The sequence below is a fragment of the Polycladomyces abyssicola genome, from assembly GCF_018326425.1.
Classification (GTDB): Bacteria; Bacillota; Bacilli; order Thermoactinomycetales; family JIR-001; genus Polycladomyces; species Polycladomyces abyssicola.
The window spans coordinates 1,319,906-1,334,524 of sequence record NZ_AP024601.1 but is presented as its reverse complement, the minus strand read 5'-3'; the positions used below and the strand labels follow the sequence as shown (position 1 = coordinate 1,334,524).

The 14,619-nt window shown below is 50.8% G+C and carries 10 protein-coding genes and 1 pseudogene; 2 read left to right on the top strand and 9 right to left on the bottom strand.

Features of this window, described 5'->3' with window-relative positions:
* The first annotated feature begins 46 nt into the window (after window positions 1–46).
* The gene (locus KI215_RS06605) at window positions 47–1,693 is read left to right on the top strand and encodes a lactate permease LctP family transporter (RefSeq protein ID WP_212774750.1); all 1,647 of its coding nucleotides are present in this window, start codon (window positions 47–49) and stop codon (window positions 1,691–1,693) included.
* Between the two features lie 226 nt (window positions 1,694–1,919).
* Here the strand turns inward: KI215_RS06605 and aceB are convergent, their stop codons facing one another.
* The 5 genes and pseudogenes from aceB to KI215_RS06585 all read right to left on the bottom strand — a co-directional run bounded on the left by aceB (window position 1,920) and on the right by KI215_RS06585 (window position 8,411).
* Complete coding sequence (aceB, locus tag KI215_RS06600; protein WP_212774749.1) at window positions 1,920–3,521, bottom strand: malate synthase A; 1,602 nt, start codon at window positions 3,519–3,521, stop codon at window positions 1,920–1,922.
* 29 nt (window positions 3,522–3,550) lie between these two features.
* A complete protein-coding gene (locus KI215_RS06595; RefSeq protein ID WP_420830183.1) occupies window positions 3,551–4,987 on the bottom strand; it encodes an FAD-linked oxidase C-terminal domain-containing protein in 1,437 nt (478 codons plus the stop codon).
* Window positions 4,988–5,023: 36 nt separating this feature from the next.
* Window positions 5,024–6,355 (bottom strand): annotated as a pseudogene (locus KI215_RS15905) ((Fe-S)-binding protein); the annotation flags it as partial.
* Window positions 6,356–6,358: 3 nt separating this feature from the next.
* Window positions 6,359–7,708: an FAD-binding oxidoreductase gene (locus KI215_RS06590; protein WP_212774748.1), complete on the bottom strand. Its 1,350-nt coding sequence runs from the start codon at window positions 7,706–7,708 to the stop codon at window positions 6,359–6,361.
* Between the two features lie 49 nt (window positions 7,709–7,757).
* Window positions 7,758–8,411, bottom strand: a complete 654-nt coding sequence (locus tag KI215_RS06585; protein ID WP_212774747.1) for a GntR family transcriptional regulator — start codon at window positions 8,409–8,411, stop codon at window positions 7,758–7,760.
* Window positions 8,412–8,608: 197 nt separating this feature from the next.
* Between KI215_RS06585 and KI215_RS06580 the strand changes: the two genes are divergently transcribed.
* A complete protein-coding gene (locus tag KI215_RS06580) occupies window positions 8,609–8,890 on the top strand; it encodes a hypothetical protein (protein ID WP_212774746.1) in 282 nt (93 codons plus the stop codon).
* A 141-nt stretch (window positions 8,891–9,031) separates the two neighbouring features.
* Here the strand turns inward: KI215_RS06580 and argH are convergent, their stop codons facing one another.
* From argH to KI215_RS06560, 4 genes are read right to left on the bottom strand one after another with little or no spacing between them, the layout of a single operon-like run.
* A complete protein-coding gene (argH, locus tag KI215_RS06575) occupies window positions 9,032–10,552 on the bottom strand; it encodes an argininosuccinate lyase (RefSeq protein WP_212774745.1) in 1,521 nt (506 codons plus the stop codon).
* A gap of 42 nt (window positions 10,553–10,594) precedes the next feature.
* The gene (locus tag KI215_RS06570; protein WP_212774744.1) at window positions 10,595–12,328 is read right to left on the bottom strand and encodes an ABC transporter permease; all 1,734 of its coding nucleotides are present in this window, start codon (window positions 12,326–12,328) and stop codon (window positions 10,595–10,597) included.
* Window positions 12,321–13,424: an ABC transporter ATP-binding protein gene (locus KI215_RS06565; RefSeq protein ID WP_212774743.1), complete on the bottom strand. Its 1,104-nt coding sequence runs from the start codon at window positions 13,422–13,424 to the stop codon at window positions 12,321–12,323. Before KI215_RS06565 ends, KI215_RS06570 begins: the two co-directional genes overlap by 8 nt.
* A 25-nt stretch (window positions 13,425–13,449) precedes the next feature.
* A complete protein-coding gene (locus KI215_RS06560; protein WP_212774742.1) occupies window positions 13,450–14,508 on the bottom strand; it encodes an extracellular solute-binding protein in 1,059 nt (352 codons plus the stop codon).
* Window positions 14,509–14,619: the final 111 nt, after the last annotated feature.

Below are 14,619 nucleotides of genomic sequence, written 5' to 3'. Positions count from 1 at the left end.
TCCACCTCTTTTGTAAGCGCTCACAACAAACAGGGAGGGAAGAAGGATGTGGAATCAAATTTATAACCCGTTGGCCGGAAGTATTTGGCTGTCGACATTAGCAGCAGTTTTACCGATTCTTTACTTTTTTTGGGCGCTCGCATTCCGGCGAACCAAAGGGCACATCGCTGGCCTGATTACCGTTGTCTTGGCTTTTCTCATTTCGGTGTTGGTATACAATATGCCTGTAAAAATGTCGATCCTCTCTTTTGTTTATGGTGGAGCAGTTGGATTATTTCCCATCGGATGGATTATTGTTACCGCAGTTTTTTTATATAAAATAACGGTCAAAACAGGGAAATTTGACATTATTCGCGCATCGGTCACCAACCTGACCGACGACCATCGCCTGCAAGCCCTCTTGATCGCCTTTTGTTTTGGCGCTTTTTTGGAAGGTTGCGCCGGCTTTGGCACTCCTGTTGTGATTACGGCCGCTCTTTTGGCCGGGTTAGGTTTCCGTCCCTTATATGCCGCTGGAATATGCCTCATTGCCAATACAGCTCCTGTCGCTTTCGGAGCCATCGGGATTCCGATCACTGTGGCTGGCACTATCTCCGGTTTAGACCCGTTTAAAATCAGCCAAATGGTTGGGCGTCAATTACCGCTTTTATCGATATTTGTTCCGTTCTGGCTCGTGTTCGTCATGTGCGGGTGGAAAAAGACACGGGAGGTTATGCCGGCCATTTTCGTGACTGGCGGTACATTCGCCATTGTCCAATATCTTTCTTCCAACTTTCTCGGCCCGGAACTGCCGGATATCCTCTCTTCTTTGATCACCCTGCTCATTTTGTCTTTCTTTTTGCGCATATGGAAACCAAAACAAACATTCCGCTTTGATTCCGTAACAAATAAAACAAAAGCCACTGAAACGGAAATAGCGGCTGCAACAGAAGTATATTCAACCGGACAAATTTTACTCGCTTGGTCCCCTTTTCTTTTACTGACCGGCTTGATCGTATTGTGGAGCATTCCCGCGGTGAAGAACTTCCTTAATCAATGGACATACAAATGGAGCGTACCCGTCCTTCATCAAACGGTGCTAAAAATGCCCCCGATCGTAACCAAACCGACCCCGTATGAAGCTGTATTCACCTTTGATTGGTTGGCTGCTGTCGGGACTGCCATCTTAATCGCTTCCTTTTTCAGCATGTTTCTGGTCGGCATGCGGTTTAAGACATGGCTTTATACTTTTGGGGAAACCTTGGTGGAACTGCGTTATCCTCTTCTTACAATTTTCTCTGTGTTGGGATTGGCTTATATCTTTAATTACTCGGGTATGAGCGCTACCCTGGGGCTTGCTCTAGCCAAAACCGGTGTCTTATTTCCCTTTTTCGCACCGGTCCTCGGGTGGCTGGGTGTTTTCCTCAGCGGAAGCGACACCTCATCCAATGCCTTGTTCGGAAATTTGCAAAAGATCACCGCAAATCAGATTGGAATCGATCCGGTACTCACAGTTGCCGCTAACTCCTCCGGCGGTGTAACCGGGAAAATGATCTCTCCCCAGTCAATCGCCGTTGCAACAGCTTCGACCGGATTGGTCGGTAAAGAGAGCGATTTATTCCGGTTTACGATCAAACACAGCCTTTTTCTCGTGTTGATCATCTGTGCGATCACTCTATTACAAGCCTATGTTTTGAAATGGATGATCCCTTAGATAGAAATAAAGACCGATCCTTTTGTGGGCAGGCTGTTGACAAAGAAAGTCAACAGCCTTTTTTTTGAGGAAGATATCTATGTTCAGGACTTTTTCATCCAGAGAATCGCAACCGTATTTCGTTTGATCGTGAGGGAAAGTCGATCGTTATGACCCTTGAAAGGAATTGACCCTATGTGAGTCCATATCACACAGGGCCAAAAACCATGGATCATTTTTAACACTTCTATGCGATGCGATCATATCCCGGCAAGGTAAGAAAATCGATAAAACGGTCGCTTTTGGTTAAGTGAATCAACAGTTCACGCGCTTCAGGATACTTTGAATCAGTAAAGCGACTTTCGCCGAGGCGTTCCTTGATTTTCGCTAGCTCTTCTTCCAAGACTTGTTCAAATAACGAAAAGGTGATCTTACGCCCGTCCTCGAGTATTCCTTTGGGATGACGAATCCATTGCCAAACCTGGGCCCTGGAAATTTCCGCCGTCGCTGCATCCTCCATCAAGTGGTCAATCGCCACTGCTCCGTTTCCACGCAACCACTCTTCAATATACTGCAGTCCAACGCGGATATTTGTTCTCAGACCCGCTTCGGTAATGGTTCCTTCCGGTGCGCGCAATAAATCCTCCGCCGTAACCTCAACATCTTCCCGCAACCGATCCAATTGGTTGGGATTTGGCATCCTTTCGTCAAATACGGCTTTGGCCACCGGGACCAACCCGGGATGCGCAACCCATGTCCCGTCATGTCCGTCCAGCACTTCCCGCTCTTTATCCTCTTTTACCTTTCTCAGGGCTTCTCTGTTTGCCTCCGGATCATTTTTGATCGGAATTTGTGCCGCCATCCCGCCGATGGCATGGGCACCGCGTTTGTGGCAGGTTTTAATCGCTAACAAGGTGTAAGCCCTCATCATCGGCACGGTCATGGTCACCTGTTGCCGGTCTGGGAGGATCACATCAGGTTGATTGCGCAATACTTTCAAATAACTGAAAATATAATCCCAGCGGCCGCAGTTTAAGCCGGCAGAGTGATTCCGGAGTTCATACAGGATTTCTTCCATTTCAAACGCCGCTAGAATCGTTTCGATCAACACTGTCGCTTTGATCGTTCCTTGTGGAATGCCCAAGGCATCCTGCGCATAAACAAATACATCATTCCACAGTCGTGCTTCCAAGTGACTTTCTAATTTCGGAAGGTAAAAATAAGGCCCCGAACCATTCTCCAGTAAGGTACGGGCATTGTGGAAAAAGTACAATCCGAAATCGAACAACCCGGCCGAAACCGGTTTCCCGTCTACCCTGACGTGTTTTTCATCCAAATGCCAACCGCGCGGGCGAACGACAAGGGTGGCGATTTTCTCCTTCAAAGCATACTTTTTCCCTTCCGGGGAAGTAAAATCGATCTCCCGCCTGATCGCTTTTCTTAAGTTTACTTGTCCACCCACCGTATTCTCCCATGTCGGAGAATTTGCATCCTCAAAATCGGCCATAAACACACGTGCTCCCGAGTTAAGAGCATTGATCACCATTTTGCGGTTGCCGGCAGGCCCGGTGATTTCCACCCGCCGATCTTGCAGATCTTCAGGAACGGGAGCGATTTTCCAGTCACCCTGCCGAATGGAAGCCGTTTCGGGCAAGAAATCCGGCAATTTTCCCGAATCGATGGCTTGCTGCCGCTCTACACGCTTTTGCAATAAAGCGTCACGGGTAGCGGAGAATTTACGGGCCAATCCCGCAACAAAATCAAGTGCCTCATTCGTCAAAATCTCTTCAAACTCCGGAAGAATCGGCGCAGTCACTTCGACTCCCTTTAGATTAATTCTCGTATTCATTCCCACTCGATCTCCTCTCCCATTTCTGTTCAATAAAGAACGTCCAAAGCTTCTTCGGTATCGATTCCTTTGGGCCGCTTCTTCATCTCGGCACAACGGGCCGGGGAAGGGAATATTTTGCCTGGATTACATAAATTCCTCGGATTGAATACCTCCCGTATCGCGGTTTGGACGGCAATCTCCTTCTCAGAAAACAAATACCGCATTTCGTCTCTCTTTTCCAAACCAACACCATGTTCTCCGGTGATACTGCCACCAACCTCGACACACACTTGCAATATCTCCGATCCCGCTTGTACGGCCCGCTCTTCTTCACCGGGGATTCGTGCATCAAACATGATCAGGGGATGCAGGTTTCCATCTCCGGCGTGAAACACATTGGCAATGCGTACCCCCTTTTCGTGGCTGATTTTTTCGATCCGGGACAGAACTTCCGGCAAGCGGCTGCGGGGAATCACGCCATCTTGAACAAGATAATCCGGCGAGATTGTTCCGACTGCGCCAAAAGCGGTTTTACGGTTATTCCACCAACTTTTTCTTTCTTCCTCCGAGGAGGCAGGTCGCACTTCCCGCACTCCGTGTTTACGGCACACTTCCACAATGCGTTCAATCTGTTCATCCAATGCCTCGGCAATACCGTCTACTTCAATCAATAAAACAGCGCCAAGATCACGCGGATACCCTACCGGGAATGTTCCTTTTTCCACTGCTTCAATCGCCAGATTGTCCATCATCTCCAAAGCCGCCGGTAATATCCCCGCTGCGATAATGTCGGAAACCGCTTCACTCGCCTCGCTCACTTCATCAAACATCGCGAGAACGGTGCGAACCCCTTCCGGTTTTTTCTCAAGCCGGACCGTGATTTCCGTCACAATGCCCATCGTCCCTTCCGATCCGACCACCAATCCGACCAAATCATAGCCTGGCTCATCCGGAAGTCCGCCGAGTTGAACGATTTGCCCGTCGGGTAAAACCATCGTCAAACCAAGTACATGGTTTGTGGTGACACCATATTTGAGACAATGAGCTCCACCCGCATTTTCACCGACATTTCCTCCGATCGTACATGCCTGCTGACTCGAGGGATCCGGTGCATAATAGTAACCGCGATCGGCGACGGCCTCAGTTAAATGCAGATTGATATATCCCGGTTGCACCACAGCCCGTCTATTCAGAAGGTCGATTTCCAAAAGGCGATTCATCCTCGCCAAACTGATGATTACTTCCCCTCCCGTAGGAGTGGCTCCTCCGCTCAAGCCGGTTCCGGCCCCGCGCGGGATAAAAGGAATTCCCCGTTTCGAGAGCAAGCGAACAACCTCGGCTGTCTCTTCTGTACTACCGGGAAAAACGACCGCACGCGGAACCACCTTTTTCAGGGTATATGCATCACATTCATAGGCCAGTAGATCTTCATGGCGGTAAAGGACCGCGTCGTTCCCGACACAGCGCTTCAGTGCGGCAATCAGTTCTTGATTTTGGTCGTCATCTATTGTGCCATCCGTCTTCAGCTCGCTCTGCTCCCCGCGCCGGTAAGCCTCGTCCAACAATTCAATCGTATGCACGACGCGTTCCCGTCCACCACGCTGATGAACTCCCATCGCGATCTGCAACATGCAACCAGGATTCCCCATCACAATCCTATCCACTTCTTGCGGAACGTCATCCATTTTTCGCTCAAGAAGACGGCCCGCCATATCCGGATAAGTCAGGTTATAAATCCCGGCACTCCCGCAGCAGCGATCCGCGTTGGGCATTTCAACCAAAGTAAGCCCGGGGATTTGTTTAAGCAGTTCACGCGGCTGGTTTCTCACTTTTTGTCCGTGGACCAAATGACACGCTTCGTGATAGGTGACTGTTTCTTGAACCCTTCCCGTTGGCGGTTGAAAGCCGATTTCACATAAGAAAGAGGATACATCTTGAACTTTTTTGACAAATTCCTTTGCCTTATCTTTGTAATCCGGATCGTGCTTAAGAAGTTCATCGTATTCTTTCATCGCTGACCCGCATCCGGCCGCATTCACAATGATTCGATCAACATCTGCTTGCAAAAACGCGTCAATATTTTGTTTGGCTAATTTTTTCGCTGTCTCCCGGTCTCCGGCATGCACTTGCAGGGCACCGCAACAAACCTGCCCCCGCGGCACCACCACCTCAGAGCCGTTACGGCTTAGCACCCGCACCGTTGCCTCATTAATCCCGGCGTATAAAACATCCATCACACACCCTGTTAAAATGGCAACACGATAACGCTTTTCCCCAAGCGCCGGGGTTACTTCAGCCAGAGTCTGCCGGGAAAATTGAGCCGGGATCTGCGGCAGGACGGCCTCCATATCCCGAATGTGCGCAGGGAATAAACGAAGAATCCCTATTTTTCGTGCCAAAGCCTGAAGACCCGATCGTTGGTAAAATCTCAACAATCGGCCCAGCCAATACAGACGTGCGGGATGGGGAAACAAATGCCTTAAAAAGATTCGGTTGATCATCCCCCTAAGTCCTTTGGGAGGCATCACCTGATAAAGTTGGCCGCGCGCTTCTTCAATCAAGGCTCCGACCTCTACTCCTGATGGACAAGCAGTTTCGCACGCACGGCAATCCAAGCACTGAAAAACCGGGTCATATAAACCTTGGTTTAACTTTAGCCGCCCTTCACCTGCCGCTTTAATCAAATGAACGCGGCCACGCGGAGAATGAGCTTCCAATTTCTCTTCCTGATAGGTGGGGCATGCATCCAAACACATTCCGCAATGAATGCATTTCGACCACTTATCCGGGTCTGGCGGATCGGCAAACGGAAATCCCGTTAATGGTTTCGTTTCCTTTATCGGATCGGACATGATTTATATCCCTCCTACCCATCTTCCCGGATTAAATCGCCCTTCCGGATCTAATTGGGCTTTGATCTTCCGCATGAGAAACAGTCCGGCTGGTGTTTTTCCCCAAACGGGAATGAGCTCTTTAAAAAAGGAAGGGGCATGTAGGATGACCACATAACCAAGCTGCTCTTCTATACGTTGCCTGACTTTTTGGATAAGTTCTTTTGCGATTGCCCACTGATCCTGTTTCGGCTGCAACACGGCAAGCGTAATTCCCGTGCCCGTTCCCCCGTGAATCATCGCATCAATCCCCAGCTCTTCCGCCAGATAGTGAATCATTTGAACAGCAGCGGCCGCTTGATCGGGAAGGGTACTTATCTTCACAGCGATTTTCGCAGCCGAACTTTCCGAACCTTTGGCGTGGGGCATAAGCTCACCAAAGAACTGCCATAACGCTGCCGCCCAATCGTTTCGAAGAGTCTCCCGAACCCTTATTCCTTCTTCCTTTGCCCATTTCACAACTTGATCTTGTTCTTTGTCCACAGCTTTGGTTTCGTCTTCAAAGCCGATCATCAATCCGAACGTCGCATGATCACCTGGCAAAAGGGTTGATAACACCGAGGAATTAACAATCTCTATCGCCGACGGTTCCAATGAAGAATCCAATATGCGACGGCTGAGCCGCAACAGGGCGTTCACATCCGAATGTTCCAAAATGATCACCGTTTCCTCAGGAGGAAGGGGGCGCAATTTAAATGTGCACTCCGTAATGACCCCCAAGGTCCCGAACGAACCGACGAACAATTTATTCATATCGTATCCGGCGACGTTTTTGACGACTTTGCCGCCGGTACGAATTACCTGGCCATCGGCCAAAATCACCCTGAGACCGATAACCCAATCGCGCGGAGTTCCGTACTTTAACCGTTTTGGTCCTGTCAGGGCCGCAGCCACGATCCCCCCTGCCGTTCTTATCTCCGGCCAACCCGGATCAAGCGGCAGCATCTGGCCTTTTTCCTTCAATACCGCTTGTAAATGACTGAGTAGCGTGCCCGCTTGCACTGTAACCGTTAAGTCGCCAACCGAATGTTCTGTAACCTGATTTAATTTGGCCAAAGATAAGGTGACTGCCTCTTTACAAACAGGATTACCGTAACCTGCGAGTGCCCCCTGGCCTTCGGGCAAAATTGACACTTGAGATTCGCCGGCCCATCGGATCACTTTGACCGCCTCTTGCTCCGATTCGGCAAACACGACCCAATCACTGGCTGAACCGTATTCAGAACCCTTACCCGGAAAGATTTTCACTTTGTCTGTCCCCAACTGTTCGATCAACCGGCTTATGTCCGTTTTGGTTAAATCGCTTTTACTCACGGTAACAGCCCTCTCTCCCGTAATCAAAGAAGATAATGGCGCGAGTCTGTTATTTTTCACCTTGATACAATTCAATAAAGGATTGTTTCTGTTTATTTAAATGTTGCTCCATTTCTTGCTCTGCCGTTCCGTTTTGGAGTCCTTCTATAATTCTCCGATGTTCACGAACAACTTCTTCGCGCCTTGACTCTCGGTGTAAAACCCGCATGCCAATCCGGCGAATCAGGTCGGACGTTTGTTTAAAGACGGAGATCAACCGTTCGTTATCCGTAAGTTCGAACAACACTTGGTGAAAATCTTTGTCCAATAGCATGAAATCAACATCGCTCATTTGCGACGGATCTGTATTCATCGCTGCCGTGATCGCTTGCAATTGATCCAAGTTTTTCCGGTTGATCGTTTGCTGAATTTTACGGACTACGCCGATTTCCAACATAAAACGCAATTCAAATACATCATGGATATCCTTGATGGTAATCGGAGAGATAAAGGCCCCTTTATAGGGGATGTTATAGACCCATCCTTCTGCTTCAAGCGTTTGAACAGCTTCACGGAAGGGAGTGCGGCTGATGCCGAACCTCTCTAAGGCCACTCGCTCTGTGATCATCTCGTTATCCTTCAATATCCCGCGTATAATCGCTTCTTTTAAAACTGTATACGCTTGTACTTTGAGCGGCTTCGGATTTGATAGAAATAGCTCCACATCGTCCCTCCTTTCCAATCATGCTCATGATCATATATCGTACATCATATATTATACATAATATTATTACTATTTGTACATATGATAGGGAAATAAAAGCAGGACAAAGAATTATAAGAAGAGACTAGTAAGTCACCCACTAAGCGCGACATATAATAGTACCAGTCACTGATCACAAAGATGAGGAGGTTGGATCGATGTGCAACATCACCATGCAAGAACGTCTCTATTTGCGTAAATATATATCCTCACTGCAACGGACGACAATAGGGAAGGAGCAGGGCCTCAACCTTTCCATTCTGAATAAATTGGAGAATCCTCATCTTTCTTTTGACAGAAGAGAATACAATTACTTGATCGAAAAATTATCAGATTACCTTGAAGATGCTTGCAATTGTAGGAATGAATATGAAATTAATTTACTTCAAAGCCTGATCGTGAAATTGGAAAAAAGAGTGAAATCCTCCCATAGTGGATAACATCAGGATCAAGCAGGTTTAATCCCGATAGTTTAACAATTTTTCCGCAATATCTGTTTTCCCATAAGGACATTTCTGACATAAAAAAGACCGCCGACCGCGATACGGTATTGGCAGCCTGGAAATCCTGATAATTGGAATTTATGACGACAGCGTCGCCGTCAATTGCCGGATCCGTTCTTTCATGCTGTCCTGTGCGGATTGGATCCGATTTTTGTATCGTTGTAGCTCAGTCCGATCGTCGAACAGTTTTTCCTTCCGATCCCGCAGCATCCTCGCTGCTTCCCCCGGACTCGGCCCTCCCGGACATTTGCGCACCGCAATGAAATGGACAGGATCGCAAATCTTTTTTAGCTCTTCTTCTGTGAAGGTAATCTCGCTCCCCATCACTTCACGGGAGGCTTCTTTGATCAACTCCGGAGAAACCTCATCCAGTTTCAAATGACGTTGACAGGCTTTTTTCACGACGAGGCCGGCGATCCGGTGGGCAATTCGGAAAGAAACCTTTTTCTCCCGTACCATGGCGTCGGCCAGCTCCGTGATCGTGATGTAACCTTCCCGTGCTCGTTTCATCAAACGCTCACGGTTGACTTCCAGAGTACTCACCACTGCGTTCATCAGTTTCAGTACTCGATGGGCTTTATCGATGGCTCTGTACAGGTGAGGCTGCAGGTCATCCTCGGTGTCCACGATGTCGCCGAACGGCGTGTTGTGCACCATCGTAAAGACCGCCTGTGCGTCGGCAGTGGCACTGCTGGCGATGGAACGGGAATGTTCCACGGAAACCGGATTTCGCTTTTGCGGCATGATGCTGCTGATCTGAACATAGGGGTCGGCCACTTTGACCGCTTCGAACTCCCGGGTACAGAACAACAGCAGATCCTGTATCCAGCGGCCCATGTTCGTCATCAGCATCATGATCGCCACCGCCGCTTCCAACAGATAATCTGCTCCGGCGATGGCGTCGTAGGAGTTTTCCACTATGCCTTCAAACCCCAGGTATTTCCGGACGGAATCCCGACAGATGTCGAAACCGGTCGTCGTGATGGCGGCGGCTCCCATAGGGCTTTGATTCACGGTATGAAAGGCGGCCCAGACCCTCTCAGTATCCCGGGTCAGTACATCTTGGACTGCAAGGAGGTAATGACCGAGAGTGGTGGGCTGAGCCGGCTGGGTGTGGGTGTATGCGGGCATCACTGTCTCCAGATGCTCTCCGGCTACTTCCAACAGAGATTCACGAAGATCCGTCAAAACATCCAGGATTTCCAGCAGTTGATCGCGCAAGGTGAGGCGATACATGGTCACCCCCATGTCGTTCCGGCTGCGGGCGATGTGCATGTTCCCCGCCAGATCCGCTCCCAACTCCTCGGTCAGACGCGCCTCCATCATGAAAAACAGATCCTCAAAGTGAGAATCGTACCGGAGAACAGCAGGATCGCAGACAGCCACCCTTTCAACGGCATCCAGGATCCGAGCGGTCTGCTCCGTCGACAAGATCCCACGATCACAGAGCATCAGCACATGAGCCCGGTGCACCTGGAACATGGCGGAAAACAGGTTATCCCTCTGATAGTTGAAAACCGGTTTCAACAGACACTCCACATAGGTATTTCCCGGAAAAGTCGCACCGTCTTTTTTCAACCACTCCTCCCGTTTGCTCATCCGAACATCCCCCTTGGAAATTGGATTGAGATTTGTCATCCGTCAGAGAGAATTCTCCGCCTTGACTCCGAAGAAACGATTGGAGATCAACAGAACCACCCCGATAAGGATAATCTGGTACATCGCATATGCTGCCGCCTGCCCCAAGTTGAACATGCGCAGCTGGTTCATGATCTCGATGGAGATGGGACGGTTGTCGATGGTGTAAAGCATCACCGAGGAGACGAATTCTCCCACAGCGGTTACAAAGGCGAGCAGAGTGCCAGCCATGATCCCCGGCAGGATGATGGGCAGAATTACTCTTCTAAAGGTGGTGAACCAACGGGCGCCCAAGTTGCGGGCGGCTTCCTCCAGGGAGTCGTCCAGCTGCTCCAGGGCCGCGTTGGTTGAACGAACCACCAGGGGGATGTGGCGGATGAAATAGGCCAAGGGCAAAATCCAGAAGGTCCCCACCAGAACCTTACCGAAGGTGAAGGGGGTGGGCACATTGAATGCCAGGATCATGTTCATCGCCACTACCGTCGCTGGCAGGGACCAGGGGAGCATCACCATCACGTCCAAGACGTTCTTTCCGCGGAATTTCCTCTTCACCAACACATAAGAGGTTAAAATGCCGAAGAGAAAATTTCCCGCCGTCGCCAGCGCCGCCATCCACAGGCTGTTTCGGATCGGCTTCCAAATATGGGGATCCTTCATAAGCAATATGTAGTTTTCCAGGCTAAACCGCGTAGGGTAGGTCTGATAGGTCCAGGATCCTTCAGGGACCAGGGACAAAATCGCCAGCGTGATATGGGGAAGTAGCAGGAACACCACTCCGGTCACCCCGACGATGACCAAGGGCCACTTGACCCAAGGATTACTGACTTCTCGACGGTGGGTGCTAACCCCCTTCTCCGACACCCGGTAATCCCGTCTTCCCTGATACCACCGCATCACCAGTAAAAATGAGATGGAGATGACGGACAGGATGACCGACTGCGTAGCGGCCATGTCCAGATCGCCGTTGATTTTGGAGAAATAAATCTGCAGGCTAAGTACCCTGAACCCTCCGGCCAACAGAAAAGGAGCAGAAAACGAGGCCATCGACGTCATGAACACCAACAGGGACGCTGCCACCAGCGCGGGGGTCAACAGCGGTAGCGTCACTCGACGGAAAACGGTCCACCGGCCCGCACCGAGGTTGGTGGCCGCCTCTTCCAAGGAGGGATTCAAGCCCTTGATGGCCGAGGAGACGGTCATGTAAAAGTAGACGTACATGGTGTAGGCATGGACCAGCAGGATGCCGGCAACCCCGCTCAGCTTGAAGGGCGCTTCGTCCATGTTGAACCAGTCCTGAATCGTTCGTGTTACCAATCCCGACTCCCCGTAGAGGAACATAAAGGACATCACCCCGACCAGAGGGGGCAGCACGATGGGCATGATCGCTGCCGTCGCGAAGAAGCGGCGTCCTGGGAAATCATAGCGGTTGAAGATGAAAGCAAGTGGCACGCCGATCAAGGCACTCAACAGGACACTCAACAGGGAGATGTAGAAACTGTTCCACAGCGCTTCCAGGTTGGAGAGACTCTCCGGGCTGAAGAAGCGCTTATAGTTTTCAAGGGTGAACTCCCCCTTCATCCACACGCTCTCAGCCAAGGTCTTCAGGCTCGGATATAACACATAAGAGACCAACACCAGGATGACCGGAATCAGTAGCAACAGGGTGAATCCCTTGTCCGATATCACGCGCCGGGATGCGATCGGCTCAGTCGGCCCTTTTGTAGCAGGATTAATCATCAACACCACCCCCTGTGTTGGGAATCAGTCGCAACTGTTCCTCCGGCAACTCGAAGAATCGCCTTTCCCCATCACGAAGCCTCCCCCGCATGTCCGGCCGGTTTAAGAACAAAGCCTGTAACACCGTTCCGTCCCCCAACTCCACCTTGCAGTGATAGGAGGTACCCGTAAACTGGATCAGTTTCACCCACCCTTCCACCCTGTTTGATCCGGGCCCGTCGGCTAGGCGGATCGCCTCGGGGCGAATAGAGAGGAACCAGCTCCCTTCTCCCGTCCGCAGGGGAACCGCGTCTGGCTCCCCTTTCTTCACCCGGAATAAGTGGTTCCCGCTTTCCACCGTCACATGATCTGCTCCCGTCTCTTTGACTGTGACCGGAACTAGGTTAGTTTCCCCGACAAAGGAAGCGACGAAGGCGTTTTTTGGGTGGTTGTATATCTCCTCCGGTGTCCCTGTCTGTTGGCACTTACCGCGGCTGAAGACGGCGATCCGGTCGCTCATGGATAAGGCCTCCACCTGATCATGAGTGACGTAGATCGTGGTGATTCCCAGGGAGCGCTGCAGTGACAGGATTTCCGTCCGCATCTCGTCCCTGAGATGAGCGTCCAGGTTACTGAGGGGTTCATCGAGGAGCAGAATACGGGGGCGGATCACCAAAGCACGGGCGAGGGCGACCCGCTGCTGCTGCCCCCCGCTCAGCTGGGAGATCCTCCTCTCCCCGAATCCCCCCAGTCGCACCTGCTCAAGGGCCTGTTCCACTCTTTCAGCGATCTCCTTTTTCGGGAGTTTACGCACCTCCAGCCCAAAGGCCACGTTTTCGGCAACGGTCATGTGTGGAAACAGGGCGTAGTTCTGAAACACCATTCCTGTATCTCGATAATGTGGTGGGACGCGAGTGACGTCCTGGTCGTCAAAGAGGATGCGGCCGGTAGTCGGATAACAAAACCCCGCGATCATTCGCAGCGTTGTCGTCTTCCCGCAACCGCTTGGACCCAACAGGGTGAAGAACTCCCCTTCATTGATGGTCAGATCCAACTGATTGACCGCCGAAACTTCCCCGAATGTTTTGGAAACCTGCGACAGTTTAACTCGGCTCAATCCGATCACCCCAAAGACATTCGTCTTATTCTTCCGCCTGCTTTTTGCTCTTGATATTCTCGTCCCAGTATTCCATCCACTCTTTCTCTTTTTTACGAAGCAGATCCCAATCCAGTTCCATTGGTTTGATCTTCGTTTCCTTAATCCAGGCGGGCAAGTCGTCGATGTCGTTACGGGTAGGGATGCGGTAATACTTTTCGGCGAGGGTTTTGGCCGCTTTCTTGGAGTTGACGAACTCATAAAATTCTTTGGCCGCTTTGGGGTGTTTCCCGCCTTTCACCAGTGCGATCCCATCGGTCAGCACCGGCGTTCCGCTCTCTGGGATGACGTAATCAAATGGGTAGTGCTTCGTCTCCTTCAGCATCACAACGTCCGGCATATCCCACACCGTCAGGCTCCCTTCCCCCCGGGCAATCTTGCTGTACATCATCTCCGGGTTAGCGGCGTATTCTTTGGTGTTGGCATCCAATTTCTTCAACCAATCGTACCCTTCCTTGGGGGTCTTCGACTCCATGTAGGCTCTGTAGATCATAGAGGAGAAAATGGTACGCATCGTCCCCGAAGCCAGTGGGTAGCGGATGATGATCTTGTCTTTCCACTTCTTGTCCAAGAGGTCGTCCCAATCCTTCGGTGCTTCTTTCCTGGAGATCTCTTTAGTGTTATACATGATCACCTGAGGCGTCTTGAAAGTCCCGGTCCAGCTGTAGTCCTTTGCATGAAACTCTTCGTTGAGAGCGTTGGCGTAGCTGGGCTTGTATTTTTCCAGCAACCCCTCCTCCCCAGCCTGTTCAAACATCACCGACGGTCCCCCCCACCACACGTCCGCCTGGGGATTTCCCTTTTCCGACCGGATCCGGTCCAGCACTTCCTGGGAACCCATATCCAGCCACTGCACGTCGGTGTTGGGGTGCTCCTTTTCAAACTGCCTCTCAAAATCCTGCAAGATGTCTTTTCCATGAGGAGAATAGACGACCACCGTCTCCTCCAGCCCGTTCTTGGCGCTTTCCCCTGACGGTGACGAAGCGAGACAGCCTGTGGCCAGCCCCGTTACCAGAATCAAACTGAGAATCACTTTCCAACGCATGGGATCGCCCCTCTCAAAATGATTTTGAAAAACGGAGTCATGCTCCTTCAGCACCAGTGCTCCCCCACTAACCGCCTGATAAATCCCCAAGTCGGCTGAATCAGGAAGAAT

Excerpts from the sequence above, each read along its gene's own strand:
- KI215_RS06605 (WP_212774750.1), top strand. The coding sequence starts at position 47 with ATGTGGAATCAAATTTATAACCCGTTGGCCGGAAGTATTTGGCTGTCG.
- aceB (WP_212774749.1), bottom strand. The coding sequence starts at position 3,521 with ATGAATACGAGAATTAATCTAAAGGGAGTCGAAGTGACTGCGCCGATT.
- KI215_RS06580 (WP_212774746.1), top strand. The coding sequence starts at position 8,609 with ATGTGCAACATCACCATGCAAGAACGTCTCTATTTGCGTAAATATATA.
- argH (WP_212774745.1), bottom strand. The coding sequence starts at position 10,552 with ATGAGCAAACGGGAGGAGTGGTTGAAAAAAGACGGTGCGACTTTTCCG.
- KI215_RS06570 (WP_212774744.1), bottom strand. The coding sequence starts at position 12,328 with ATGATTAATCCTGCTACAAAAGGGCCGACTGAGCCGATCGCATCCCGG.
- KI215_RS06560 (WP_212774742.1), bottom strand. The coding sequence starts at position 14,508 with ATGCGTTGGAAAGTGATTCTCAGTTTGATTCTGGTAACGGGGCTGGCC.